The following is a 25,912-nucleotide window of genomic DNA, read 5'->3' as shown; positions in this document are numbered from 1 at the left end:
ATTATTTCTCGGCGATCGTGTCGCGAATCAGGGTGTCCAGGATCGAACGGTCGCTGATCTTGCCCAGGATGCGGGCGGCCACGCGGCCCTCCTTGTCGATCACCAGGGTGGTCGGCACGGCGTTGGGGCGCACCTGGCCGGTGAAGGCGAGCTTCACCGCACCGTCGTTGATGTCGAGGATCGAGGGGTAGGTGACGTTATAGGTCTTGTTGAAGGCCAGGGCGGTTTCGGCCTGGTCGTAGACGTTGACACCCACGAAGCTGGCACCCTTGCCGTCGTACTTCTCGTTCAGGGCCTGTAGATCGGGAGCCTCGGCACGGCAGGGCGCACAGCCCGCGTACCAGAAGTTCAGGACCACCACGTCGCCGAGCAGGCTGGCGGAGGTGATGTTCTTCCCCTCCTCGTCCTTGCCCTCATAGGACACCGGCTTTTCGCGATCCTTCGCGGCAATCTCGGTCACGCTGCCGTCGCCGGCAATGTAGTTCTTGTTGTCGGCGGAGGTGTATTCGCTGGCGAGCTTGTCGTTGGCGCAGCCGGCCAGGGTCAGCACCATTGCGAGTGCCGCGGCACCCACCACGCCCGCGCGTCCCAGCTTCGAGCCTCGGAATCCGATCATCGCTATACCGCTCCTACATCCAGCGAGCCCGCGGCCAGTTCGGCCGCCGGGTCTCGATACTCCACCTCGACAAAACGGTCACCCACCTTTTCCAGGGTGGTGATGCTTGAGAGCGCGCAGCGGCGCTTGCGCGGATCGTGCCGCAGGGCCTCATCGGCGAGGTAGCGGTGCACCATCCAGATCGGAAGCTGGTGGCTGACGATCACGGCGTCGCCCGAGGAGGTGGTCTTCCAGGCGTGCTCGATGGCCGCCATCATCCGGGTCACGATCGAGCCGTAGGGCTCACCCCAGCTGGGCAGATTCGGGTCGCGCAGGGCCGGCCAGTTGCGCGGGTTGAGGACCGCGCGGCGCATCTGCTTGCCCTCGAAGTGGTTGTGGGGCTCGATCACGCGCTCATCCAGTACCGGGGTCAGCCCGAGCAGGGCGGCCACCGGGGCGGCGGATTCCTGGGTGCGCTGCAGCGGGGAGGCGATCAGGGTGCCGTATTTTCGATCCCGCGCCAGGAGGTCGTTGGCGGCCGCCGCGGCCATCTTGTGTCCGCGTTCGGACAGGCCAAAGCCGGGCAGGCGTCCATACAGGACTCGATCGGGATTAAAGACCTCGCCGTGACGGACGAGGTGAATCTGGGCAGCAACCACGTCCCCAGTCTACGTGGGCTCAGGCTGTGAAAACGCTCACTATGAGTTTGCCGAGAATTCGCTCCATCTCCAGGAACTTCGGGTATCACGCCTACGCGTCAGAAAGTAGCGGTGCGGGCCACGGGCGGCCCGGGCCTCGGCTAAGCTGGGCAGGTGACTGAACGCAAATTGGTGAAGAACCTGGCGGCACTGGCCGATGGCCCCGTGACCGTATCCGGTTGGGTAGAAACTGTCCGAGACCAGAAGAAGGTCCAGTTTATTGTGCTCCGGGATGAGTCCGGCGCGGTACAGCTGGTCACCCCGGCGACCCGGGAACTGGTGGAGGACGATCCCACCTCGGCCGCGAAGCTCGCACTGACCGAGTCGATCTCCGCGCTCGCTCACGGCTCCTTCGTGACCGTCACCGGTGAGCTCAAGCACGACGAGCGCGTGAAGCTCGGCGGACTCGAGGTCAAGATTTCCTCGCTCGAGGTCCTCAGCGCGGCCAATCCGGAAACCCCGATCGCCGCCGATTCCTCGCTGGACAAGCGTCAGGACTGGCGCTTCCTCGACCTGCGTAACCCCAAGCAGAACCTGATCTTCAAGATTCAGACCACCTTCCTGCACGCGATGCGTGAGTACTGGGTCGACAACGACTTCATCGAGATCCACACCCCCAAGCTCATGGCCAGCGCCTCCGAGTCGCGCGCCGAGCTGTTCGAGGTCGAGTACTTCGACACCACCGCCTACCTGGCACAGAGCCCGCAGTTCTTCAAGCAGATGGCGCAGTCCGCCGGCTTCGGGAAGATCTTCGAGGTGGGCCCGGCCTTCCGCGCCGACCCCTCCTTCACCAGCCGTCACGCCACCGAGTTCACCTCGGTGGACTCGGAGATCAGCTGGATCGAGAGCCACGAAGACGTCATGAAGCTGCACGAGGACCTGATCGTCGCCGGTTTCAGCGCGGTCAAGGCCAAGCACGGCGAGGCCATCAAGGAGCTCTTCGACGTCGAGGTCACCGTCCCGGCGACCCCGTTCCCCCGCATCCCGCTGGCCGAGGCCAAGGAAATCATCAAGGAGCGAGGCTACGAGGTTCCGCGTTCGGATGATGACATGGACCCCGAGGGTGAGCGTCAGATCGCCGCCTACGTGCGCGAGACCTACGGCCACGAGTTCGTGTTCCTGACCGACTACGCCGCCTCGATCCGCCCGTTCTACCACATGCGTCACGCGGACAACCCGGGCCTCACCAACTCCTACGACCTGATCTTCAACGGTGTGGAGATCTCGACCGGCGCTCAGCGTGAGCACCGCGTCGACGTCCTGGAAGCTCAGATGCGCGATAAGGGCATGGAGCCCAAGGAGCTCGACTTCTACCTCGACTTCTTCCGCTACGGCGCACCGAGCCACGGTGGATTCGGCATGGGCCTGGCCCGTGTGCTGATGCTCATGCTGCACGAGTCGAGCATCCGCGAGGTCACCTACCTGTTCCGCGGCCCGACCCGTCTGGCCCCGTAACCCTCGCTGACTCAGACGAAGGCCCGTTCCACAGATGCGGAACGGGCCTTCGTGTTTTCCTGGGGATGGTACGGACCCAGCTAGCCCCGGGTCTTCCTCCACCGCCGCCGCAGCGCGGGTAGCGAGAGGTTTCCGGCGGCCAGCGGCCAGGCGATCACCGGGATCGCCAGCAGGATCATGATCGGATACTGGGCGATCAGCTGATCGGCGAGCCAGTAGGAGACCAGCAGCGCGCTGCCGGCCGCCGCGATCCAGCGCGGAAGCACCCCCAGGATCAGCAGGATGCCCAGACCGAGTTCCAGGGCGGGCATCAGAATTCCGAAGAATCCCGACCCCGGACCGAGAATATGCTCGGTGAAGAATTTATAGAATTCGGGCACCCGCGGGTTTTTGGTGGTGCTTCCCACCACCAGCAGGATGTCGGCCTGGCCGAACCCGGCGCGGTACTTGGTGATGCCCTCACCCAGCCAGAGAATACCGAGCACGACCCGGGCCACGGAGGCGGCGACCGCCGCGAGACGTTGGGGAAACACGGCGGTCACCGATCCCACCGCCTAGGCCAGGGGCGCGGTGCCGAAGACCGCCAGGGCCTTGTCGCAGTGCACCACGACGTACTTGAAGTCGCCGACCTTGACGCCGTCGAGCTTGAAGGTCTGCGAGGCGGCATCAAACTTGACCGCGCCCAGCGTGGTTCCCGCGGTCACCGCTGCCTCGTCGGTGCCGTTGGTCAGGTAGAGGTGCAGGTCGGGGCCCTCATCGGAGGAGAAGCCGGACAGGGTCAGGGTGTCGCCGTCGATCTTGGCGGTGCCGGCCACCTTCTTGTCGTTGAGTCCGCCGAAGGTTCCGCTGAGGCTCGCGGCGGCGGGGGTCGTGGCCTCGGCCGAGTGCGAGGCGGCGGGCTTGCCCGACCCGGTATCGGAGGAGGGCGAGCTACATGCGCTCAGGCCCGCGGTGAGGGCGATGGCTGCTGCTGCGGTGACGAGAACGGTCTTGATGCGCATGATGTGGGTCCTTTCGATGGTGAACAACTTGCGTGATCAACAGCCAATCAATTCAACACCGCCCCCGGAGCGGATATAACAGGGCCGTAACCGCAAATTTCATTCCCGTAAGAATTCAGCGTTCGCGCGGGATCCCCGGGTTAGTCTCGGACCTGTGGAATCGAAACCGCGTGTGATGCTGATTGAGGACGACCCAACCGTACGAACGGTGGTCGCCGATTTCCTGCGCGCCGCCGGACTCGACCTGTCCGAGTATGGCGACGGGACCACCGCGGCCGCCGCGGTACGTGAGCGCATCCCCGATCTGCTGATCGTGGACCGCATGCTTCCCGGTAAGAGCGGCGATGAGCTGTGCCGCGAGGTGCGCGGTTACTCGGACGTCCCGATCATGATGCTCACCGCCCTCTCGGCGGTGGACCAGCGTATCGAGGGCCTGGAACACGGGGCCGACGACTACGTGGCCAAGCCGTTCTCGCTGCGCGAACTTCAGCTGCGCGCCGAGGCGCTACTGCGTCGGCGCGCCACCGTGGGGGCCTCGGCGATGATCGTGCACGGCGACTTCCGCATCGACCCGGTACACCGTCGGGCCTGGGCGCATGAGCGTGAGATCACGCTGACCGCCCGCGAATACGAACTCTTCCTCTATCTGCTGGCCAATCCCGGCCGCGATATCGGTCGCGATGAGCTGCTGCGCGAGGTGTGGGGCTGGGGCTTTGGCGATCCCTCCACGGTGACCGTGCACGTGCGCCGCCTGCGCGAAAAGATCGAACCCGACCCGCGCTTCCCCTGCCACCTGAAAACCGTGTGGGGTGCCGGATACCGTTTCTTTGTGGAGGCGTCATGCTAGCCCGCTCCCTCTCCGGTACCCCGCAGGCCGGATTTCAGCGGATCGAGCCCGCATGCTGAGCGTTTCCGACCTGTGCCTGATCGTGTTCACCACGGCCGCGTGCACCGCGGCGGTCTCGCTGCTGGCCTGGGGCGCGCTCCACCTCAACCGACGCGGATCGATCGCCTCCCAGTTTGTGATCGTGACCGGGGCCGCGGTGGTCGCCGTGGCCGCGTCCACGATCGTGGTGCTGATCGAGATGCTGTTCTCCGAGCACGACCTCACGGTGCTCGCATGGCTGCTCGGCGTCGCCGCGCTGATGAGCATGGCGGCCGCCTGGCTGATGACCACCCGGGTGGTGCGCCGCTCCACCGGACACCTCCTGGATTCGACCCGGCGGATCGCCGACGGGCACGTGGTGGATCCCGAAAAACCCGGCTGGCGTGAGTTCGCCGCGCTCTCCGAGGAACTCGCCGATACCTCACGTAAGCTCGCCGATGCCCGCGCCGAAATCACCCGGCTGGACGCCGCCCGCCGCGAGTTTTTTGTCTGGATCTCCCACGACCTGCGCACCCCGATGGCCGGGATCCGGGCGCTGGCCGAGGCGATGGAGGCGGGAGTGGCCGATCGTCCGGTCGAGTACAGCCGCCAGATCCGCGAGCGGGTCGACGCGATGGGCCTGATGGTGGACGACCTCTTCGCCCTGGCCCGGATCGAATCGGGCACCCTGGATCTGCGCCGCGAACTGGTGGACCTGCTCGACCTGGTCTCCGATGCGGTCTCCGATGTGCAGCACGTGGCCGCCGCCCGCGGCATCCGGATCGAGCAGCGCGGGGTCGAGGGGCACACGCTCTGGGGGGATCCCCGCGAACTGACCCGGGCGATCGGCAACCTGCTGGCCAACGGCATCCGGCACGCCCCCGACCACTCGGAAATCCTGGTGTCGGCCACCACGCTCGAGGACGGACACCTGGTGCTCAGCATCCTCGATCACGGCAGCGGCGTCTCGACCGAGGACCTGGGTCGCATGTTCGACGTGGGCTGGCGCGGCGACGCCGCCCGCACCGCCGAACCCGCCGGAACCCAGGGCGGCGCGGGCCTCGGCCTCGCCATCGTGCGCGGCATCGTCAAGGCTCACGGCGGCGACGTGAGTGCCCGCCTGGTGAGCGACGGCTTCTGCCTGGACATCACGCTGCCCACGGAGTCCGGTCGCTAGGCCACCCCATCACACAGCACCACCCCAAGGGCCACCGAGTCCGGTCGCTAGGCCACCCCATCACACAGCACCACCCCAAGGGCCACCGAGTCCGGTCGCTAGGCCACCCCATCACACAGCACCACGCCACGGGTCACCGGCTCCGGCCACTAAGCATTCCCACCCAGATTCGCCCCGGCTTCGATTCGAAACCGGGGCGTTTGTTTTATCCCGGGCCGAGGAACTTGACCCGTCATGAAATGTATGTAATCGTTTACGCATAGCTTGGCTTCTGGCCCCCGATCAATGGAGAGAAAAATGCCAATTCCGGTCATCCTGGACTGCGACCCCGGCCACGACGATGTGTTCGCGATCTGGCTCGCCGCGGGGAACCCCGCACTCGATCTGAAGGCCATCACGACCGTCAGCGGTAACGGCTACCTCGAGCACACCACCCACAACGCGCGCGTCGCCTGCACCGTCGCCGGCATCACCGGCGTGCCGATCGCCGCCGGCGCGGCCGAGCCGCTCGAGCGCAAGCTCACCCCCGGCACCTGGATTCACGGCGAGAACGCCCTCGGCGGCCCCGTGCTGCCCGAGGTGACCGTGCCGCTGGATGAGCGCTCGGCCATCGAGCTGATCGCCGACACCGTGCGCGCCTCGGAGGAGAAGATCACCCTGATCCCCACTGGTCCGCTCACCAATATCGCCCACTTTGTGCGCACCTACCCCGAGCTGCTGGAGCGGATCGAGCGGATCGTCTGGATGGGTGGCTCGACCGGCCGCGGTAACTGCGGTGCCGCCTACGCCGAGTTCAACGCCTGGGCCGACCCCGAGGCCGTAGATGTGGTGCTGAAGTCGGGCATCGACTTCACCATGGTCGGCCTGAACATCACCCACCAGGCCCTGATCACCCAGGATGTGCGCAGCCGCATCCGCAACCTCGGCAACGAGACCGGCGTCTTCGGTGCCGAGCTGCTGGAGTTCTTCTGCAACTCCTACAACGATGTCGAGGGCATGCCCGATGGCCCCCTGCACGACCCGGTGGCCGTGGCCCTGGTCATCGATGCAGCCGTCGCCACCACCGTGCACACCCGCGTGGATGTCGAGCTGGTGGGCACCGAGACCGCCGGGGCGACCTGCGTGGACCTGCACGACATGCTCAAGCGCGAGAAGAACGCCCACGTGGCGATCGACCTCGACGTGGACCGGTTCTGGAGCCTGGTTGAGGGCGCCGTCGCAACCCTGAAGTAGTCCCGAAAACGGCTGTGGCCCGCGGAATTCCGCGGGCCACAGTCGTAACTACGTACGCGGGTTACGGGCGACTGGTGGACTCGCGCACCACGAGCTGCGGGGCGATCCGGCTGTAGAAGGTCGGGGCATCCCGATCCTCGGTGCGCAGCACCAGCGCGCGAATGGCCTCACGGGCCAGCGCGGCGATCGGCTGCACCACCGAGGTGAGCGGCGGGTCGGTGATCTCGGCCAGCAGGGTGTCATCGAATCCGGTGAGCAGGGTGTCGCGCGGCACCCGCTTGCCCGCCGCGCGCAGCGCCCCGAGCACCCCCACCGCGATCAGGTCGTCACCGCAGACGATCGCATCCGGGAGCTCACCCCGGGCCACCAGCGCAGCCCCGGCCTCGAGTCCGTACTCGCGGGAGAAGTTTCCAAAAATGGGCTCGTGCACGTCGAGCCCCGCGGATGCGCGGGCAAACGCCAACCGGCGCTCGCGCCCCACCGAGGTGTTGTCATTGGCACCGATATAGACGATCGAGCGCACCCCCTGCTCGCGCAGATGGGCGATCACCAGGTCGATGCCGCGGTCGTTATCCACCCCGATAAAGTCGCTGGCCAGACCCTCGACCCGGCGGTCCAGCTGCACCAGCGGAATCCGGGCGGCGGTCTTAATCAGCGCCTCGCTGGACCCCTGCGCATCCGAGGGCACCACGATCACGCCCTCAACCCGGCCACCCAGCAGCAGGTCGAGCCGCCTCGCCTCGCGCTCAATCTCGCCGTGGGAGTCGGCGATGATCAGCTCCAGATCCTGCTCCTGAAGCTCGGCCTCAACCGCGTGCACCACCTGCGCATAGAACGGGTTACCCACCACGGGGATGATCATGCCGATGGTGCGATTGCTGCCCTCGCGCAGCGCGCGGGCGGCCGCATTGACCTGGTATCCGAGGCGTTCGGCGGTGCGCTTGACCAGCGTCTGGGTCTTCCGAGAGACCCGATCCTTGCCCGCCAGGGCGCGGGAGGCGGTCGCGATTGAGACGCCCGCCGCATCGGCGACGTCCTGCAGGCGAACTTCCGCACTCATCCCGGACCCTTTCGCTGGAAATTGGAGAATTCCCAGCCTATCGGCAACCCCCGAAGGAATCCCGCGTTGCCGAAGTGGATGTTGTGGGGTATTCTCTGTGTAAACGATTACGCAAACATGCGGAAAACGAGTCCATTTCGTTCCCCGCGGGGTCGCGCAATCCACACCTCAACTCCCCAAACCTCGGGCCCGCACGCGAATCTCGCGTAGGGTCTAACCTCACAACGAAGTGGACTATCCGATGAGTACTCCCCTCACCAGCCGAGGCACCGCCCTCGCGCCCCAGGCCGCGAGCGTCACCGCGCTCATGGTCGCGCTGCTGGCCTCGTGTTTTGCGTTCCAGCTCAACGCCAGCATGCTCAGCCCCGCCCTGGTCACCATCGAGCATGAGCTCGGGGCCACCGGCGCACAGGTCGCGCTGACCCAGACCGCCTTCTTCACCTCGGCCGCGCTGACCACCCTGTTCCTCCCGCGCCTGGGCGACCTGATCGGCCGCCGCAAGGTTCTGGTCTCGATGCTCATCGTGATGGCACTGGGCTGCGTGATCGCAGCCCTGGCCACCAACATCCCGATGCTGCTGATCGGCCGCGTCATTCAGGGAGCCTCGGGACCCGTGGTCCCGATGTGCCTGCTGATGCTGCGCTCCCAGGTGACCGAACCCAAGAAGTACGGCACCCTGCTGGGTGTGGTGACCGCCGTCAACGGTGGTATCGCCGGCGTGGACGCGCTGGCCGGTGGCTGGCTCGCCGGCAACTTCGGCTTCGCCTCGATCTTCTGGGTCATGGGTGCCGTCGCCCTACTCGCCGCGATCTTCGTCCGCTTCATGGCCCCCGAGAGCCTCGGCGGAACCGCCGGCAAGATGGACTGGTGGGGCTCGGCCCTGCTGGTCATCTCGGTGGGTGCCGCGCTGATCATGATCAACGAAATTGGCAACCTGGCCGCCGCCAACTGGGCACTCGTGGCCATCCTCGCCGTGGTGACCGCCGTGTCCTTCTGGCTGTTCTGGCGTCTGGAGAACCGCAGTGCCCACCCGCTGGTGGCCCCCGCTCAACTCAAGCACCGCTCCACCTGGGCGCTGGCCAGCACCTCGCTGCTGACCCTCGCCGGTGTCTTCGCCGTGATGAACGGCATCCTGCCCGCGCTCGCCCAGGACACCGAGGTCGGCCTCGGCCTCGGCGCCGGCGAGGTGGCCTGGTGGACGCTGACCCCCTACGCCCTCGCGGGCCTGCTGATGGGTCCGGTTTCGGGCCGCCTGGCCGCAAGCTTCGGCTACCTGCGCATGCTGCGCATCGGGCTGAGCCTCACGGTGCTGGGCATCGTGGCGATGGTCTTCACCGTCGGCAGCGACATCCGCGTGATCATCCTGCTGCTCTCGATTGCGATCGGCATCAGCTACGCCGGTATCGGCAACATCATGATCAACGGCCTGGGCGTGGTGCTCTCCCCCAAGGAGGCCCCGGGCTCGCTTCCGGGTCTGAACACCGGTGCGATCAATCTCGGCGCGGGCGTCTCGTTCGCGGTGATCTACGCGGTCCAGACCGCTTTCTCCGGCGGCGGAACCGCGGCCGGTTACCAGGCGGCCATGGTGGCCGGGGCGATCCTGCTGGTGGGCGCACTGCTCATGTCGAGCCTGATTCCCCGCCCGACCAACGCCGAAATCTCCCGCTAGCCCGCGCTGGCATCCCCAACCCCAAGGAATAGTTATGACCCCCTCCCCCGGGACCATCATCGTTGTCGGCTCACTCAACCTGGATCTCTCGGTGCAGACCCCGCGTCTGCCCGGACCCGGCGAGACCGTGACCGGAAACGAGCTGCGCTTTTCTCCCGGGGGCAAGTCATCCAATCAGGCCGCGGCGGCCGCCCTGCTGGGCGGCACCGTGAGCCTGGTCGGCGCGGTGGGCGATGATGAGTTTGCCGACCGGGTGCTCTCGTCGGCGAATGCGTTCGGGGTGGATACCACCCAGGTCGAGCGGATCGCCGACTGCGCGACCGGCGCCGCCCTGATCGCCGTGGATGCCGAGGGCGAAAACAACATCATCATCGCGCCGGGTGCCAACGCGCAGCTTGCGGCGACCCATGTGGACGCGGTCCCGGATGCCCTGTGGGATGAGGCGGAGGTACTGACACTGGCTCTGGAGGTTTCCCCGGAAACCGTGCTGGCCGCCGCCCGACGGGCACGAGCTCACGACGTGCAGGTGGTGCTGAACCCCTCGCCGCTGCGCGAGCTGGAGCCCGAGCTCTTGGAACTGACCGATCTGCTGGTGCTCAACGAGCATGAGCTGGCCGGGCTGATCGGCATCGATCCCGAGGCCCCCATCGCCGGCGCGCACGCGCTTGAGGCGCTGGGTGCGCTGGGAATTTCGCGCTGCGTGATCACCCTGGGACGCGCGGGTGCGCTGGTCCTTGATGCCACCGCTGCAGCCAGCGAACAGGTCATGCCGATTCCGGCATATGTCGTGGATGCGGTGGATACCACGGGCTGCGGAGACGCCTTTACCGGTGCCCTGGCGCACGCCCTGGCCGGCGGCGCCACACTGATCGAGGCAACCCGACTCGGTGCATTGGTCGGTGCGTTCGCGGCGCGCGGGGCCGGAGCACAGGTCTCCTACCCGACCGCGGCGGCTCTCGAAGCCTTCGGCGCGGAGGCTCATACGGCACGCGCCGCCTAGCGCGACCCAAATCGGCGATCCGATACTGCTGCCCTCGGCAACGACTCGGCGGTCGCTGGTCTTCGACTCGATACGACATCGGCCCGAACACACTTGGTGTGTTCGGGCCGATGTCGTATCCGCGGGTTAGACCGCGAAGTCGATCGAGGCGCGCTCGGTGACGCGGGGCTTGACGTACTCGACCACCTTGAGGTGCTCGGGGTGGACCTGGTAGGCGGCGAGAGCCTCGGCATCGTCCAGCTCGGATTCGAGGATGATGTCCCAGTTGTTCTCCGGGTACAGGCTGTTAGCGTGCACGCTCAGGGCACGCAGGCCCGGTACAACGCCCACGAGGGCTTCCAGGTTGGTGCGGATACCCTCGGCGTCTGCGGCGCGCGTAGCGGCGTCCTCGGCGGCGAGCTTCCAGGTGACAAAGTGGCGGACGGTCATGATTCTCCTTGAGCCGGGCATCGCGAGTGCGAAAACGGAATTCCCCGGCGGATGCCGGGGCTACAGGGCGGCGTCGAGCGCGGCACGCAGTCGCGCCGCGTCCACTCGCCAGTAGGTGTGCTGCTTACCATCAACAAGCAGCACCGGGATTTCTTCCCAGTGTCGGTCGTGGAGCTCGGAATCGTCAAGAATCGAGAGTTCTTCCAACGTAATGTCGGCCCGGTCGGCGTACTCGCCCATCACCTGGGTGACGGTGTCCTTGGCGTCTTCGCACAGGTGGCAGCCGGGTTTTCCAATCAGGGTCAGCGCGATCGAAGTCATGTTTCCACCCTAAACCTGATACATCCCGCAGCGGCAGTGAAGTCGCAAATGTGCACATTAACGCCAAAAAGCGCCTTCCCGAAGGAGGGCGCTTACTGGCGCGTTGCGTCTACTTCTTGTTGCGGCGCTGGTGACGAGTCTTACGAAGCAGCTTGCGGTGCTTCTTCTTCGACATACGCTTGCGGCGCTTCTTGATAACAGAACCCATGTAGGACCTCACATAAAGATTGGGCAGAGGACGCGAGAGCCACGGCCAGCTTAAAAATACCTCCGGTTAGTGTACCCGATTCTGGGGCGACGCGCGCACGCGCCGGTTTTCCCTAGGAGTCGGCACCCTTATTTCCGCCGAGTTTCTTGACCACGGCCTGGACCGCAGACTCCACTCGATGGGTTCCGGCGGCGGCCGCCTGACCGATTGCATCGGCCACCTGGCGGGCCTGCGCGGGCAGACTGGCGGCCAGGGTCAGGACGTCTTCGGTGACGGCTTCGCCGCCGAGCAGCGGCAGCAGCCAGTCCTCGACGTCTTCCAGGGGATCGGGCGAGAGCCGGTAGAACCGGTGCTGTCCCTCTTCGCGCACGGTCACCAGGTTGGCCTCGCGCAGCACCTTGAGGTGCTTGGAAACCGTGGGCTGGCTCAGCCCCAGCGCGGTCACGATTTCGGACACGCTGGTGCCCTGCTCACCCGTGCCGACCTCGGCCTGGCTGCGCTGGTGCAGGAGGTTGAGAATATCGCGCCGGGTGGCGTCCGCGATCACGTCGAAAATGTCTGCCATGTCCCCAGGCTACTCAGTCCGGGGACGGGATACCATGACTACCACCCGGCTTTGCATGAATCCGGGGTCGTATTTTTTTGAACGTGGGGAGGAAATCGTGGCGCAACGCCCAACTGCGAGTGGCTTTGGCCGGCTCAAGGAGGCGTGGAATACCGCGATTGGACACTCCCCTTCTCGCTTCGCGATCGGCGTCTTTACGCTGCTGATTTTGCTGTTCACACTGCTATTCTCGCTGCCGATCGCCTCGACCTCGGGCACGGTAACCCCGCTTGCGGATGCGCTGTTCACGGCGGTTTCGGTGATCTGTGTCACCGGCTTGTCCACCGTGGATATGTCCACCCACTGGTCGGCCGCCGGAAATGTATTTGTTTATGTCGGAGTGCAGATCGGCGCGGTCGGCGTGTTGACCCTGGCCTCGATCCTGGGCATGATCATCTCGCGCAAGCTCGGACTGCGGGCCAAGCTGATCGCCGCCGGGGACACCAACCCGATGCGCATGCACCACGGCCCGGTGGCCGAGGGCCAGGCGATCCGGCTGGGTGAAATCGGTAGCCTGCTGCTCACCGTGGCCACGAGCCTGATCGTGATCGAGGGTGCGGTGGCGCTGCTGCTATTCCCCCGCATGCTGATCGACGGGGTGGATCCGGGCACCGCTGCCTGGCAGAGCTTCTACTATTCGGCGATGGCGTTCACCAATACCGGGTTCACACCCAATGCGGCGGGCCTGGGCAGCTTCAGCAACGACTACTTCTTCCTCGGCATCCTGGCGGTCGGGGTGTTCCTTGGGGCGCTGGGTTTCCCGGTGATCTTTGCGCTGCGCAAGAATCTGTTCCACCCGCGCAAGCTCCCGCTGCACGCCAAGCTCACGATTGTGACCACGCTGATTCTGGTGGTGGCCGGGGCGATCGTGTTTACGGTCCTGGAGTTTGATAACCGCAAAACCCTCGGCGGGATGAACGCGGGTGATACCGCGTTCCAATCGTTTTTCCTGTCGGTGATGACCAGGTCGGGCGGATTCAACGCCATCGAGATCGGGGATCTGAACGGCTCCAGCAAGCTGGTCGCCTCGATGCTGATGTTTATCGGTGGCGGCTCGGCCTCCACCGCCGGCGGTATCAAGGTCACGACCCTGGCGGTGCTGTTCCTGGCGGCCTGGGCCGAGGCCAAGGGAAACCCGGACATGGAGGCCTTCGGCCGTCGCATTCCGCAGGATGTGGTGCGGGTGGCGCTCTCGGTGGTGTTCTGGGGTGCGGCGATCGTGGCGATTGCCACGATCATCCTGATCCAGATGACCAAGGATCCCCTGGAAAACGTGCTCTTTGACGTGGTCTCGGCCTTCGGCACGGTGGGGCTCTCGACCGGCCTGACCGAAACCCTGGATGATCCGGGAAAGTACGTGCTCGCGGTGACCATGCTGCTCGGACGAGTGGGAACCGTGACCCTCGCCGCCGCGGTTGCGGCCTCGACAAGCTCTAAACTCTATAGGCGCCCCGAAGAGCGCCCGATCGTGGGCTAGGGCCCCGAAAGGACAGGTGACACCATGGTTGATCGGATCAAGCACGACGCTCCGGTACTCGTGATCGGTCTCGGCCGGTTTGGGGCCGCGTGTGCCGGGGAGCTGGACCGTCTGGACCGCGAGGTCCTGGCGATCGATACCGACATGGAACTGGTGCAGAAGTGGTCGGACCGGGTGACGCACACGGTCCAGGCCGATGCCCGCAACATCGAGGCGCTCAAGCAGATCGGCGCGCAGGACTTCTCCATCGCCGTGGTTGCCGTGGGCTCCTCGATCGAGGCGAGCGTGCTGATCACCGCGAACCTGGTGGACCTCAAGGTGCCGCAGATTTGGGCGAAGGCCGTCTCGCAGTCGCACGGCAAGATCCTGGCCCGGGTGGGTGCAAACCACGTGATCTATCCCGAGGCCGAGGCCGGGGAGCGCACCGCCCACCTGGTGAGCGGACGGATGCTCGACTTCATCCAGTTCGATGACGACTTTGCGCTGGTCAAGATGTATCCGCCCAAGCCCATCCGCGGGATGAGCCTGGACGAGTCGGGGGTGCGCACCAAGTACAACATCACCGTGGTCGGGGTGAAGTCTCCGGGCAAGCCGTTCACCTATGCGACCGCCAACACCGTGGTGTCCAACCACGACCTGGTCATCGTGTCGGGGACCTCGGCGGATATCGAACGCTTCGCGGCGCTGGGGTCCTAGCCGGGCACTCGTCCATCACATTGCGATGCGTGACGTTGCATGACGCACGCCCTAGACGCACCGGGGTGACAGCGCGCATCCTGAGATGCATGAACAATCAGCTCTCGAGTGATCCGGTGGCGCAGCTGCGTAGCGCGCGCTCCTCGATCAAGTGGACCCGTTATCCGGCCGACGTCCTCCCGCTGTTTGTTGCCGAGATGGACTACCCCGTGGCCGCTCCGATCACCGCGGAGCTGATTGCCCGGGTCGGCGCCTCGGACCTCGGTTACGTGGATGGTCCGGGTCCACTGACCGCCGCGTTCTCACGTTTTTCCACCGAGCGGTGGGGCTGGACCTCGGATCCCGAGCGGGTGCGGATCGCCACCGATGTGAGTGTGGGCATCGTCGAGACCCTGCGCTACGGTCTGCGCGCCGAGGCGAACGTGGTCATCACGCCGCCGGTGTATCCACCCTTCTATGAGCTGGTCGAGGAGGCCGGACACCGGCGCGTTGAGGTGCCGCTGATCGAAACCGACGGCACCTGGACCCTGGACCTGGCGGGCCTGGAGACGGCGTTTGCCGCCGGTGCCGATGCCTTCCTGCTGTGCAACCCGCATAACCCGATCGGGATCGTGCACACCCGCGATGAGCTTTCAGCGATTGCCGCCCTGGCCGCGCGCTACGGCGTGCTGGTCATCAGCGATGAGGTGCACGGCCCGCTGGCCCATCCGGGACACCCGTTCACGCCGTTCCTGGCGGTGGCCGGGGAACACGGGGCCTCGGCTGTCACCGTGACCTCGGGTTCGAAGGGCTGGAACCTGGCCGGCGCCAAGTGCGCGCTGGTGATTGCCGGAGACGCGATCACCACCGAGGTGGTGGATCGTTTCCCCGAGGAGGTTGCCTGTCGGGCCAGCATCCTGGGTGTGCACGCCAACACCGTTGCCTTCTCGTGTACGGACTGGTTGGACGACACCGTCACCAAGATCGTCGAGAACGACCGCCTGCTCGCCTCACTCTTTGCCGAACACCTCCCCGCCGCCACCTATGTCCGCCCGCAGTCCAGCTATCTCGGCTGGCTTGATCTGCGGCCGCTGGGACTGGGGGACGACCCCGCCGCCTTCCTGATCACCCACGCCCGTGTCGCGCTCAACGCCGGGCACACCTACGGAGATTCGGGCCGCGGCTTCGCCCGGATCAACCTGGCCTGCGATCCCGATGTGCTCCGCGCCGCCGTGGAGCGCATCGCCGCCGCGACCGCCCTGGTGGTTGCCGCCTAGTCCCGCTTTTCGTCCCGGAAATCCTCGGGCAGGCTGCTCGCCCGGTTGTCGGCAACGATCTCCCCGGGAAGCTCCTGGGCAGAGGGGGCCCAGCCCATCGCCCGGGAGTCCACGGCGACGGCGTCGGCAAACGGGCGCAGCGCACCGCGGGCACTGCGGCGGGTGCGGCGACGCGTGATGACCCGGATGATCACAACCAGCAGCGCGCCGCCCACCAGCGCGCAGAGAACAAAGCTCATCCACTCCGACAGTACGTCCATGCGGTTCCCCTCCCCCGGGTGCCACCTACGTCTCGCACGCGGAGGCTTCCCTACCCAGGGTAGCCGGGCACGGCGGGTCTTGCACTCGCGGGCTAGTACCCGGCGGCGCTCACCGCGTCGAGGGCGTGGCCGAGGTCGGCGATGATGTCCCCGGCGCTCTCGATCCCGATTGAGAGGCGCACCAGACCCGGGGTGATGCCCACGGCCAGGCGCTCCTCCTCGGTGAGCTTGGCGTGGATCGTGGAGCCCAGGTGAATCGCCAGCGAGCGCACGTCGCCGATATGGGTCATCGGGGTCACCAGGTCCAGCGCGTCGATGAAGACGCGGGCGGCGTCGCGGCCCCCGGCGAGGTCAAACGAGACGATCGATCCGGCCCCCTGCGGCAGGTACTTTCGGGTCAGCGGATAGTACGGGCTGCTCTCCAGTCCCGGATAGTGGATCTGGCGCAGCGCCGGATGCCCCTCGAACTGGCGGGCCACGGCGAGCGCGTTGTCCACGTGTCGTTCCATCCGCAGCGAGAGGGTTTCGATGCCCTGCAGCAGCAGGAAGGTTGAGGTGGGCGGCACGGTGGGTCCGTATTCGAGGATCGTCACCGTGCGTAGGAATCCCAGGTACGCCCCGGCCCCAAAGCGCTCCACGGCCGAGCCAACGCCCGGGCGCGGGGAGGTGGTGAGGTGCGGGAAGCGGTCGCCGTTCGCGGACCAGTCAAACGTCCCGCCGTCGATGACCGCGCCGCCGATCACCGAGCCATGGCCGGCCAGCCACTTGGAGGTGGAGTGGATTACGATGTCCGCACCCCATTCGATTGGTCGACAGAGATAGGGGGTGGCCACCGTGGAGTCCACCACCAGCGGGACACCGGCGGCGTGGGCAATGTCGGCGAGCGCCGCGATTTCCACTACGTCGCCCAGCGGGTTGGGGATAGTCTCGGTGTAGATCGCCCGGGTACGCTCGGTGACCTTCGAGTGCCAAACTTCGGCCGGGGCATCGGCGGGGACGTATTCGACGCTGAGTCCCTGCCGGGCCAGTGAGGTGCGGAACATCTCGCGGGTGCCCTCATACAGGTTGGTGGTGGCCAGGATGTGGTCGCCGGTCTGGGCGAGCGCAAACAGGGTCACCGCGATGGCCGCCTGCCCGCTGCCCACCAGAACCGCATCCACCCCGCCCTCCAGGTCGGCGATGCGCTTGGCCGCGACGATGTTGGTCGGGTTGTCATTACGGGAGTAGGCCCGACGACTCGAGGCCCCGGCGAAGCGCTCCTCCCCGTCATCAAAACTGGAGAACCGGTACCCCGCGGTCTGATAGATCGGGGTCACCCGGGCGGTGGTTTCGGCATCGTTGATCTCCCCGGCGTGAATCTGCCGGGTCTCAAAGCCATAGGACGGGGAACCTGTGTGGGCTGACATGGGGCCACGCTACTCGCGGGATGCCACCCGAGTCACCCCCTGGGTAACACACGGCAATCTTCCCTTCCCGGCCTCGTCACACGCGTTCATCTGTCGACGCATAAGGACACGATTGCCCGATGCGAGATCCCCCGCTCCTAGGCTGACACCGCAGCCTGTGACCCGCGCCCGATCCGCATTCGGGTGGGGATCCCGGGCGCTCCCGCCGCAGCGATGCCCGGGAGTTCGATTTACAACGCAAGGGGAGACACATGTCGGCGATTCGAGGTGAAAAAAAACTCGGGTTCTTTACCCGGGTACTGGATCAGGTGGGCTCCGGGGACAGGCTTCGGCTCGCACTCGAACAGATTGTGCACGCCGAATCCTTCGGCTATGACTCCGCCTGGGTCGCCCAGCACCATTTCAACCCGCATGAGGGCGGACTGCCCAGCCCGTTTGTGTTCCTGTCCCATGTGGCCGCCCACACCCAGCGCATCCGGCTGGGCACCGGCATCGTGACCCTTCCGCTGGAAAACGCAGTGAGGGTCGCCGAGGATGCCGCCGTCTTTGATCTGCTCTCAAACGGACGCCTGGAACTCGGCGTCGGCAGCGGCGGAACCCCCAGCGCGTTTGCCACGTTTGGGCGTAACCCCGCCGACCGCTCGCGCGACTTCGCCGCGGGCCTGCGGGTGCTGCGTCAGGCGCTCGCCGGGGAACCGTTGGGCCGCAATCGCAATCGGCTCTCCCCGCCCGCGCCCCGGCTGACCGAGGCGATCTGGCAGGCCACCTTCTCCCCCGCCGGCGGCACCCGTGCCGGACGGGCGGGCGACGGGCTGCTGCTCTCGCGCACCCAGCAGCGCTCCCCGCGCACCCCGAACCTGACCCTCGCCGAAATCCAGGACCCCATCGTGGATGCCTACCTGGAGGCCCTGCCCGCCGGGGTCGCCCCGCGCATCTCCGGGGCCCGCACCGTGTTTGTGGCCGATGACCGGCGCACCGCGCTGCGCTTTGCCGAGGCCGGGTTGCGGCGGGCGGCGGCGCAGTTCCGGGCGGCCGGTCAGATCGTGCTGGGTGACACCCTGCCCGAGCTGATCACCGAGTTTGATGTGCACCTGGGAACCCCGGAAGAGGTCACCGCCTCCCTCTCGGCCGACCCGATCCTCGAACGCGCCACCGATCTGGTGTTCCAGGTGCACTCGGTGGATCCCCCACACGAGTACATCCTGCGCTCGATCGAGCTGATCGCCACCCAGGTGGCCCCCGCCCTCGGCTGGGCCCCGGCGCTCGGCAGCCCGGCACCCGCGCTGTCCTAGATCGTTTCATCTTCGCCTCGAAAGGAATTCAGCATGACCCAGGATCTGATTGATCACCTGGTCGGGATCGCCCCCGGCTCCCCGGTGGACCTCGTCCGCTCGCGCCGCCCCGAAGCCCGCGCCAACGCGCAGGCCAGCTATGACGCGCTGCTGGAACCGGCCGAGCCCGGCGCGGTGTCCGCGGTGGATCGGTTTGCGCTCGCCGCATTTGTCACGGCGATCAGCGCCGAACCCGCCACCGCCGGGTTCTACCGCGAGTACCTGAGTGAACTGGATACCCACGTGGGTGCGCGAATCGAGTCGCTGGCGGCCGCGGCCGCCGCCACCGGTCCGTTCGGGCACTACCCCTCGGCCGCGCTGGCGTCCGAGAACACCGATGGTCTGCGTTTCGAGGTCCCCGAGGCCGACCGCGCGGCCCTCGGCGCACCGTTGGCCGCGGCCCTGGAACACGCACACCTGCTGGTGTTCCGCCCCCGAGAAGCGAGCGCCGCCGCGCTCCAGAAGCTACTGGATGCGGGCTGGGATGAAACCTCGATCGTGGTGATCTCGCAGCTGATCGCGTTCCTGAGCTTCCAGCTGCGCCTGGTCGCGGGACTGCGCCTGCTGGCCCAGGATCCGGCCACGACCGGCATCGTCACCAACCACGCCGACACCCACCCCGACGCCCCGGCCGCCACCGGCGCCGAGACAACCGCTAGCGGCACCAACCACACCCACGCCGAGACCGTAGGAGCACACGCATGAGCGAGACCACACCGGGACAGGTCCTGGACTACCCCGAGCTGCGCGCCCCCGAAGTCTTTACCCGCGACGGTCTGGGCTGGGTGCCGTGGATCGCCCCGATCCCCGAGGACGAGCTGACCGCCGAGCACCTCACCGCGCTGGTGGATAAGAACCGCGCCAAGATGCCGTATTTCCGCCTACTGGTCCGCGCCCCCGAGGCCCTGCGCGCCCGTACCGCAACCGACAATGACATCTTCTACAACACCGACGCGGGCCTGCCCCGTGCCGACCGGGAGCTGTCCGCGGTGGCCGCCTCACGCAGCAACGGCTGCCTGTTCTGCGCCTCGGTGCACGCACGTTTCGCGACCCAGCAGTCGGGCCGCGCCGAGGACATCGACCGCATCCTCGCCGATGGCATCGACTCCGCTCAGGATGAGCGTTGGAGCGCCATCATCGACGCCTCGGTGGCGCTGACCGCCACCCCGGTCGCCCTGTCCCAGGACCACCTCGATGCGCTGCGCGCCGCGGGCCTCGACGACCTAGAAATCGCCGATGCCCTCCACGGTGCCGCCTTCTTCAACTGGGCGAACCGCCTGATGCTCTCCCTGGGCGAGCCGGAGCTCCCGGCCGCCCGCTAGTCCCTCTCCATTCCAATTGACCCAGGATCGCACCTTACGATCCTGGGTCAATTGATTGAAGTGCTAGGACTTGTTCACTCCCACGGGCTTTCGGAAGGCACCGCTTGCGCCGTAAATGAGAAGTGCTATCAGCGCGGCACCCATGGTAAACACTCCGATGCCGGTGAACCCCCGGAAACCGACAAGAAGCGGCCCCCCGACAATGGCACCAATCGTGGTACCCGCATACATCGCGGCATTCGAAAGGGAGGACACGGTGCCCCTATCTGGCCCCGCGTGTCCCTGTAGCTGCGCCATCAGAACCGGAAATACAAGCCCCCCGAAGGCCATAGCCAGGGTAAGGAAGAGCACGGCAATCCAGATATTTATCGCCAATGCACACAGCAGGTAGAACAGCCCGACCCCGACGATACCTGCAATATGCATTCGTCGGTTCCCTATCCACTCAGCCACCCGCCCGCCACTGAGCGCACCGGCGGCATTTCCCAGACCAATGACAACCATTGCGATGCCGATTACGGTCTGATTAGCACCGAAATCACGAGCAAACCAGGATCCGATAAACGACAGGGCGCAGAAGTTACCCGTTTGGAATATGAGATATCCGAGCAGCCCCAAGGCCAATGGCCTAGACCTCAGGACTCGAAGATAGGCGGCAGCGGGGTGTCCGGAGGCGGGGTGAGGATTTCGCACGCTGGGGAACCGCGCGAAAAGGATGACCCACAGCATGATACCGAACGCCCCGATCATGAAAAACGGCACGCGCCATCCAAATACGGAGAGGAAAGATGCGAGCGGTATACCCACCACCTGTGCAATGGCCAATCCCGCGGTTGCAAATCCCATGGTTCGAACGATCATGCTCGAACGAACCAGAACGGGGATTGAGGCCCAAATCTGTGGTGAGACAAACGCAGCGGCAACCCCGGCGAGGAATCTCGCGACAACGAGAGGCCAAAACCCCCATGCAATCCCACATGCGATCGTGAATACGACGAATCCGCTGAGACCGACAAGTAGCACCGAACGTCGATCAACCCGATCCGAAAGAGGCCCCGATACCAATGCGCTCAAGGCATACCCAATTGCGTAGGCGGAGACAAACCACCCAGATGCTTCGATTGAGACGCCTGTTTCCTGGCGCAAAAGCGGCAGCAGCGGTGCGGTAAGGAACGTGTCGGTGCCGATCACGAAGAGCGTCAGGAACGCAAGCGTTCGAATGTTCCGCTCCGCATTCACACGCGCGTCGGGGACAGTGGGCTCAGTCATTCCAGACTCCTGGAACGAAGTCTTTCTAATTTGATAATCATCGAACTAGAATCGTTCACACCGTGACCCACGTCAATACAACGGAAGAGGCGGACAAGTGACCACACATCACATCAGATTCGAAAACCACGTTTTGAGGCTGGTCCACTAATGGGTACGCCTTTACCCCATCCGGCCGCCTCGGACATTCGCCTCGACCAGGTTCTCTCCGCACTCTCAGACCCGGTTCGAAGAGAGGTTTTGGCTCGCATCGCGAGCGAGGGTCCTAAGTTCTGCGGAGATTTAGACTTCCACGTCTCAAAATCAACGATGTCCTATCACTTTCGCGTTCTGCGGGAATCCGGCCTGATGCACACCGAGGTTGTGGGCAATCACCGCCGGATTACCCGACGAGATGACCTCATCGAAACGACATTTCCCGGCCTACTCACCGCCGTCGATTTGCCATCAAATCTTGGGTGCTGGAGCGAAGAATCCGAAACTTAGAGGTGCCGTGCTCAACGTTCAAGAGCCATGACAAAGCGCGGGGCTCGATAGTCGAGCCCCGCGCTTTGTGTGCCCCGCGACTACGCCTGGCTGGGCAGCAGGTCGTCGAGGAAGCCCTGCCAGCCGGCCAGCGCGGCCGCCTGCTGCTCGGGGGCGAAACCGGGGGTTTCCTGGCTGAAGTGGATCAGGGTGCCGTCGATGCCATCCTCGACGGCCGGGGCGAGGGTGACCACCACGGCGGCACGCTCGGGCTCTGCCGGGTTGTCGGTCAGGGTGAAGACGAAGCGCTCGTTGGGCACAATCTCCAGGAAGTCGCCCGCCCAGTTGATCGTGTTTCCATCCGGCAGCACCATCGTGGCCTTCCAGGTGCCCTCGATTTCGGGGGCGAAGTCGAGCTGGTCGAGGGGCACCTCGATCGTGTTCCCACCGAACCAGCGGGCGAAGTGCTGCGGGGTGGTCCACGCCTCAAAAACCTCGGCGGGACTCGCCTCAAAGAACCGATCGATCTCGATGCCGTCGGCGGTAATTCCGGTCATGATGCCTCCTGGGTTGAGTGCGCGGGACGGGGCTCGCAAGGCCGTGCAGCGGTGCGAAAATCCCACTCGTTAAATGCACCACGAACGAGCCGCCGAGTCAACCACCAGCGCCCGCCGAAACATGCCGTAACATCAGGAAGAAACCTGCCGTAATACTCGCCGTTTTGCCCCTTCCGCGTTGTTATTCTCGGGTCACGGCATCGCCAGACGATGCCCGGAGCGAGCGCCGAGCCCGGTATCCGCCCCACCGATATTTTCCCCAAGGAGATAGGTGTGGCTACTACCTTTTCATTTGAGCTTTACCCGCCCCGATCGGCCGCTGCGGCCGATGCGCTCGAGGTATCCCTCGCGCACCTGGTGGCATCCGGACCCGAGTTCATCTCGGTGACCTACGGGGCCGGCGGCACCACCACCGACCGCTCCCTGCGCGTCCTCCAGCAGCTCCGCGCGGGCGGGGTCGACGCGATGGCGCACCTCACCTGTGTGGGCTCCTCCTATGCCGAAGCCTCGGCGATGATCCACGAGTTTCTCGACGCCGGGATCACAAAGTTTCTGGCGCTGCGCGGTGATCCCCCGGCGGGCGCGAAGGAGGGCGAGGACTTCCTCGGCGACCTCGGGTCCGCCGGCGAGCTGGTGCAGCTGATCCACCGCATCCGCGCGGAAAAGGCCCAGTTTGTCCAGCCTCCGTTGGCCGGATTTCCGCGGGGCACGCGGCTCGCGGCACAGCCCAAGGTCACCATCGCCGTCGCCGCGTTCCCCAACGGTCACCCGCGCTCCCGCTCGGTCTCGCAGGATCTCGATACCCTGCTGGCCAAGGAGGCGGCCGGGGCAAACCTGGCGATCACCCAGCTGTTTTTTGATCCCGAGGACTATCTGCGCTTTGTGGATCAGGCCCGGGCCGCGGGCATCACGATGCGCATCCTCCCGGGGATCATGCCCGTGCTCAGCCCCGAACGACTGCACCGCATCGTGCAGCTCACCGGCGAAAAGCTTCCCACCGAACTGCTGCGCAAGCTCGAAGCGGCGGGATCCCCCGAGGCGCAGTTTGAGGTGGGCGTGGACCACGCCAGCAGCCTCAGCCGCGCCCTCCTGAACGGCGGCGCCAGCGGCCTTCACCTCTATACCTTCAACCAACACCCGGCCGTCCTGCGCATCCTGCGCGAGACCGGTCTCTACGTCCCCGTAAAGGAATACGCATGACCCACACACCGTTCCCCACCGGCACCATCCTCGGCTATCCGCGGATCGGCCCGCGCCGTGAGCTCAAGCGCGCGGTCGAGGCCTTCTGGGCCGGCAAGACCTCCGCCGAGGAGCTGGAGACCACCGCCCGCGAGCTGCGCGCCGGTACCCGCGAGCGCCTGGCCGCACTCGGCCTGGGCCGCGAGGACTCCTCGATCCCCGAGGCCTTCAGCTACTACGACCAGGTGCTCGATGCCGCGGTCACCGTGGGGGCGATCCCCACCCGTTTCGAGCGTCTCGTGGCCGAGGATGGCACCGTAGACCTCGCCGGTTACTTCACCATCGCCCGCGGTGAGGGAGCTGATGTGCCCGCCGAGATGACCAAGTGGTTCGACTCGAACTACCACTATCTGGTGCCCGAAATCGGCCCCGACACCACCTTCCACCTGGCCTCGCGTCGCCTGGTCAACGAGGTCATCGAAGCCCGCGAGCAGGGCTTCGTCACCCGCCCGGTGATCGTCGGCCCGGTCACCCTGCTGGCCCTCGCCAAGCCCGCCGTGGACGCCCCCGCCGGCTTCACCCCGATCTCGCGCCTCGACGACCTGCTGCCCGTCTACGCCGAGCTGCTGGCCGCCCTGCGTGCCGCCGGTGCCGAGTGGGTGCAGCTGGATGAGCCGGCCCTGGTGAGCGAGAGCATCGAGGTGCCCCGTGCCGAGCTGCTGGCGGCCGCCACCCGCGCCTTTGAGGTGCTGGGAGGCGAGAGCGAGCGTCCGCAGATCTTCGTCGCCGCCCCCTATAACGACCTCGGCGACGCCCTGCCGGTGCTGCTGAACAGCCCGGTTGAGGCGATCGGCGTGGACCTCGTCCGCGGCGCAGTGCCCACCGGTTTCGAAACCTCAAAGACCCTGGTTGGCGGTGTGATCGACGGCCACAACATCTGGCGCGGCGACCTCGCCGGTGCCTGGGAGAGCCTGGAGAGCCTGCGCGCGCTGAGCCCCAACGTCGCGGTCTCCAGCTCGACCAGCCTGTTCCACGTCCCGCAGGATGTGACCGTGGAGACCAAGCTCGATCCGCGCCTGGTCTCCTGGCTGGCCTTCGCCGACCAGAAGGTGGGACAGATCGCCCTGCTCGCTACCGCCCTGACCAAGGGTCCCGACGCAATCGCGGCCGAGCTGGCCGAGGCCACCGCCGCGCTTACCGACCGTCACTCGGCACCCGGCGTGCGCGACGGTGCCGTGCGTGAGCGCGCGGCCGCCCTGACCGACGCCGACTTCACCCGCGGCGACTACACCGAGCGCCTGAGCGCCCAGGACGCGGCCCTCGGCCTGCCCCCGCTGCCGACCACCACGATCGGTTCGTTCCCGCAGACCGGCGATATCCGCCGTGAGCGCGCCCGCTTTGCCCGCGGGGAAATCACCGAGGCCGAGTACCGCGGCGCGATGGAGGATGAGATCCGCCGCGTGGTTGACCTGCAGGAGGAGATCGGCCTGGACGTGCTGGTGCACGGCGAGCCCGAGCGCAACGACATGGTCCAGTACTTCGCCGAGAACCTCGACGGTTTTGCCGTGACCGAGCTCGGCTGGGTGCAGAGCTACGGCAGCCGCTGTACGCGGCCGTCGCTGCTGTGGGGCGACGTGTCGCGTCCGGCACCGATCACCGTGGACTGGTCCACCTTTACCCAGTCGCTCACCGCCAAGCCGGTCAAGGGCATGCTGACCGGGCCCGTCACGATCCTCGCCTGGAGCTTCGTCCGCGATGACCAGCCGCTGGCCGACACCGCCAACCAGGTGGCCCTGGCCCTGCGCGACGAGATCGCCGACCTCGAGGCTGCCGGCATCGGCATCATCCAGGTGGATGAGCCCGCCCTGCGCGAGCTGCTGCCGCTCAAGCTCGCCGACCAGCCCTCCTACCTCGACTGGTCGGTGGGATCCTTCCGCCTGGCCACCTCGGGTGTGGCCAAGGAGACCCAGATCCACACCCACCTCTGCTACTCGGAGTTTGGCGTGGTGATCGATGCGATCAACCGCTTGGATGCCGACGTGACCTCGATCGAGGCCGCCCGCTCCAAGATGGAGGTTGTGCCGGACATCGAGCGCTCGGGCTTTGGCCGCGGCATCGGGCCGGGCGTCTACGACATCCACTCGCCGCGCGTGCCCAGCGTGGACGAGGTCACCGAGCTGCTGCAGACCGCGCTGGGGTCGATCCCGCAGCGCCAGGTCTGGGTCAACCCGGACTGCGGCCTGAAGACCCGCGGATATGACGAAACCGTGGACTCTCTGCGCAACATCCTGGCGGCCACCCGCACCGTGCGCGAGACGCTGAGCGCCTAGCCCATACCCACGCGGCGGGGTCGGAGAACATTCTCCGGCCCCGCCGCTG

General features: G+C 66.2%; 28 protein-coding genes. 15 read left to right on the top strand and 13 right to left on the bottom strand.

Features of this window, described 5'->3' with window-relative positions; genetic code table 11:
- Position 1: 1 nt before the first annotated feature.
- Together IE92_RS0114345 and IE92_RS0114340 are read right to left on the bottom strand one after the other, a co-directional pair.
- On the bottom strand, positions 2–616 hold the full coding sequence (locus IE92_RS0114345) for a TlpA family protein disulfide reductase (RefSeq protein WP_030149195.1): 615 nt from the start codon (positions 614–616) through the stop codon (positions 2–4).
- 2 nt (positions 617–618) lie between these two features.
- On the bottom strand, positions 619–1,254 hold the full coding sequence (locus IE92_RS0114340; RefSeq protein ID WP_030149194.1) for a histidine phosphatase family protein: 636 nt from the start codon (positions 1,252–1,254) through the stop codon (positions 619–621).
- Positions 1,255–1,407: 153 nt separating this feature from the next.
- On the opposite strand from IE92_RS0114340, the gene aspS reads away from it, so the two are divergent.
- Positions 1,408–2,748 carry an aspartate--tRNA(Asn) ligase gene (gene aspS, locus IE92_RS0114335; protein ID WP_081864161.1) on the top strand — a complete coding sequence of 447 codons (1,341 nt, stop codon included), beginning with the start codon at positions 1,408–1,410 and terminating at the stop codon, positions 2,746–2,748.
- An 80-nt stretch (positions 2,749–2,828) separates the two neighbouring features.
- Here aspS and IE92_RS0114330 read toward each other — a convergent pair whose 3' ends face one another.
- Together IE92_RS0114330 and IE92_RS0114325 are read right to left on the bottom strand one after the other, a co-directional pair.
- On the bottom strand, positions 2,829–3,290 hold the full coding sequence (locus tag IE92_RS0114330; protein ID WP_245601309.1) for a DoxX family membrane protein: 462 nt from the start codon (positions 3,288–3,290) through the stop codon (positions 2,829–2,831).
- A 12-nt stretch (positions 3,291–3,302) separates the two neighbouring features.
- Positions 3,303–3,749 (bottom strand): DM13 domain-containing protein, encoded by a 447-nt coding sequence (locus tag IE92_RS0114325; protein ID WP_030149191.1) that lies wholly within the window; start codon positions 3,747–3,749, stop codon positions 3,303–3,305.
- Positions 3,750–3,924: 175 nt separating this feature from the next.
- Between IE92_RS0114325 and IE92_RS0114320 the strand changes: the two genes are divergently transcribed.
- The 3 genes from IE92_RS0114320 (at position 3,925) to IE92_RS0114310 (ending at position 7,024) form a co-directional block, all read left to right on the top strand.
- Positions 3,925–4,596: a response regulator transcription factor gene (locus IE92_RS0114320; protein WP_043322253.1), complete on the top strand. Its 672-nt coding sequence runs from the start codon at positions 3,925–3,927 to the stop codon at positions 4,594–4,596.
- A 52-nt stretch (positions 4,597–4,648) separates the two neighbouring features.
- Positions 4,649–5,791, top strand: a complete 1,143-nt coding sequence (locus IE92_RS0114315; protein WP_030149189.1) for a sensor histidine kinase — start codon at positions 4,649–4,651, stop codon at positions 5,789–5,791.
- A 297-nt stretch (positions 5,792–6,088) separates the two neighbouring features.
- Positions 6,089–7,024: a nucleoside hydrolase gene (locus tag IE92_RS0114310; protein WP_030149188.1), complete on the top strand. Its 936-nt coding sequence runs from the start codon at positions 6,089–6,091 to the stop codon at positions 7,022–7,024.
- 61 nt (positions 7,025–7,085) lie between these two features.
- Here the strand turns inward: IE92_RS0114310 and IE92_RS0114305 are convergent, their stop codons facing one another.
- Entirely contained in the window at positions 7,086–8,084 is a 999-nt protein-coding gene (locus IE92_RS0114305; RefSeq protein WP_030149187.1) for a LacI family DNA-binding transcriptional regulator, read from the bottom strand.
- A 241-nt stretch (positions 8,085–8,325) separates the two neighbouring features.
- On the opposite strand from IE92_RS0114305, the gene uriT reads away from it, so the two are divergent.
- Positions 8,326–9,753, top strand: coding sequence for a uridine transporter UriT (gene uriT / locus IE92_RS0114300; protein WP_030149186.1), 1,428 nt, complete (start codon positions 8,326–8,328; stop codon positions 9,751–9,753).
- Between the two features lie 34 nt (positions 9,754–9,787).
- The gene (locus IE92_RS0114295; protein ID WP_030149185.1) at positions 9,788–10,753 is read left to right on the top strand and encodes a PfkB family carbohydrate kinase; all 966 of its coding nucleotides are present in this window, start codon (positions 9,788–9,790) and stop codon (positions 10,751–10,753) included.
- Between the two features lie 126 nt (positions 10,754–10,879).
- On the opposite strand, the gene IE92_RS0114290 is transcribed toward IE92_RS0114295, so the two are convergent.
- From IE92_RS0114290 to IE92_RS0114280, 4 genes are all read right to left on the bottom strand, one after another.
- Positions 10,880–11,182, bottom strand: a complete 303-nt coding sequence (locus IE92_RS0114290; protein WP_030149184.1) for a Dabb family protein — start codon at positions 11,180–11,182, stop codon at positions 10,880–10,882.
- Positions 11,183–11,242: 60 nt separating this feature from the next.
- Complete coding sequence (locus IE92_RS0114285; RefSeq protein WP_030149183.1) at positions 11,243–11,503, bottom strand: glutaredoxin family protein; 261 nt, start codon at positions 11,501–11,503, stop codon at positions 11,243–11,245.
- A gap of 109 nt (positions 11,504–11,612) precedes the next feature.
- Positions 11,613–11,711 (bottom strand): 30S ribosomal protein bS22, encoded by a 99-nt coding sequence (locus tag IE92_RS17970; protein WP_005504750.1) that lies wholly within the window; start codon positions 11,709–11,711, stop codon positions 11,613–11,615.
- 112 nt (positions 11,712–11,823) lie between these two features.
- A complete protein-coding gene (locus tag IE92_RS0114280; protein WP_030149182.1) occupies positions 11,824–12,276 on the bottom strand; it encodes an ArsR/SmtB family transcription factor in 453 nt (150 codons plus the stop codon).
- Positions 12,277–12,373: 97 nt separating this feature from the next.
- Between IE92_RS0114280 and IE92_RS0114275 the strand changes: the two genes are divergently transcribed.
- The 3 genes from IE92_RS0114275 (at position 12,374) to IE92_RS0114265 (ending at position 15,744) form a co-directional block, all read left to right on the top strand.
- The gene (locus IE92_RS0114275; protein ID WP_425411846.1) at positions 12,374–13,792 is read left to right on the top strand and encodes a TrkH family potassium uptake protein; all 1,419 of its coding nucleotides are present in this window, start codon (positions 12,374–12,376) and stop codon (positions 13,790–13,792) included.
- 24 nt (positions 13,793–13,816) lie between these two features.
- Complete coding sequence (locus tag IE92_RS0114270; protein ID WP_030149180.1) at positions 13,817–14,488, top strand: potassium channel family protein; 672 nt, start codon at positions 13,817–13,819, stop codon at positions 14,486–14,488.
- An 89-nt stretch (positions 14,489–14,577) separates the two neighbouring features.
- Positions 14,578–15,744, top strand: a complete 1,167-nt coding sequence (locus tag IE92_RS0114265; protein ID WP_030149179.1) for a MalY/PatB family protein — start codon at positions 14,578–14,580, stop codon at positions 15,742–15,744.
- Here the strand turns inward: IE92_RS0114265 and IE92_RS0114260 are convergent.
- Positions 15,741–16,004 (bottom strand): hypothetical protein, encoded by a 264-nt coding sequence (locus IE92_RS0114260; protein WP_030149178.1) that lies wholly within the window; start codon positions 16,002–16,004, stop codon positions 15,741–15,743. The two genes, IE92_RS0114265 and IE92_RS0114260, sit on opposite strands and share 4 nt — an antisense overlap.
- Positions 16,005–16,096: 92 nt before the next feature.
- Positions 16,097–17,410: an O-acetylhomoserine aminocarboxypropyltransferase/cysteine synthase family protein gene (locus tag IE92_RS0114255; protein ID WP_030149177.1), complete on the bottom strand. Its 1,314-nt coding sequence runs from the start codon at positions 17,408–17,410 to the stop codon at positions 16,097–16,099.
- A 251-nt stretch (positions 17,411–17,661) separates the two neighbouring features.
- Between IE92_RS0114255 and IE92_RS0114250 the strand changes: the two genes are divergently transcribed.
- The 3 genes from IE92_RS0114250 to IE92_RS0114240 are packed head-to-tail and all read left to right on the top strand — an operon-like array spanning position 17,662 to position 20,063.
- Positions 17,662–18,702: a putative FMN-dependent luciferase-like monooxygenase gene (locus IE92_RS0114250; protein ID WP_030149176.1), complete on the top strand. Its 1,041-nt coding sequence runs from the start codon at positions 17,662–17,664 to the stop codon at positions 18,700–18,702.
- A gap of 33 nt (positions 18,703–18,735) precedes the next feature.
- Positions 18,736–19,446, top strand: a complete 711-nt coding sequence (locus IE92_RS0114245) for a CMD domain protein (RefSeq protein WP_081864160.1) — start codon at positions 18,736–18,738, stop codon at positions 19,444–19,446.
- The gene (locus IE92_RS0114240; RefSeq protein WP_030149174.1) at positions 19,443–20,063 is read left to right on the top strand and encodes an alkylhydroperoxidase domain protein; all 621 of its coding nucleotides are present in this window, start codon (positions 19,443–19,445) and stop codon (positions 20,061–20,063) included. Before IE92_RS0114245 ends, IE92_RS0114240 begins: the two co-directional genes overlap by 4 nt.
- Before the next feature lie 63 nt (positions 20,064–20,126).
- Here IE92_RS0114240 and IE92_RS0114235 read toward each other — a convergent pair whose 3' ends face one another.
- Positions 20,127–21,332: an MFS transporter gene (locus tag IE92_RS0114235; protein ID WP_051701993.1), complete on the bottom strand. Its 1,206-nt coding sequence runs from the start codon at positions 21,330–21,332 to the stop codon at positions 20,127–20,129.
- Positions 21,333–21,482: 150 nt separating this feature from the next.
- Between IE92_RS0114235 and IE92_RS17965 the strand changes: the two genes are divergently transcribed.
- On the top strand, positions 21,483–21,818 hold the full coding sequence (locus IE92_RS17965; protein ID WP_081864159.1) for an ArsR/SmtB family transcription factor: 336 nt from the start codon (positions 21,483–21,485) through the stop codon (positions 21,816–21,818).
- A gap of 80 nt (positions 21,819–21,898) precedes the next feature.
- Here IE92_RS17965 and IE92_RS0114230 read toward each other — a convergent pair whose 3' ends face one another.
- Positions 21,899–22,354 carry an SRPBCC family protein gene (locus tag IE92_RS0114230; RefSeq protein WP_030149172.1) on the bottom strand — a complete coding sequence of 152 codons (456 nt, stop codon included), beginning with the start codon at positions 22,352–22,354 and terminating at the stop codon, positions 21,899–21,901.
- Positions 22,355–22,627: 273 nt separating this feature from the next.
- Between IE92_RS0114230 and IE92_RS0114225 the strand changes: the two genes are divergently transcribed.
- Entirely contained in the window at positions 22,628–23,554 is a 927-nt protein-coding gene (locus tag IE92_RS0114225) for a methylenetetrahydrofolate reductase (protein ID WP_030149171.1), read from the top strand.
- On the top strand, positions 23,551–25,863 hold the full coding sequence (metE, locus tag IE92_RS0114220; RefSeq protein ID WP_030149170.1) for a 5-methyltetrahydropteroyltriglutamate--homocysteine S-methyltransferase: 2,313 nt from the start codon (positions 23,551–23,553) through the stop codon (positions 25,861–25,863). Before IE92_RS0114225 ends, metE begins: the two co-directional genes overlap by 4 nt.
- Positions 25,864–25,912: the final 49 nt, after the last annotated feature.

It is taken from the genome of Mycetocola saprophilus (genome assembly GCF_000718085.1).
GTDB lineage: Bacteria > Actinomycetota > Actinomycetes > Actinomycetales > Microbacteriaceae > Mycetocola > Mycetocola saprophilus.
This window is presented reverse-complemented; position numbering and strand designations above follow the sequence as displayed.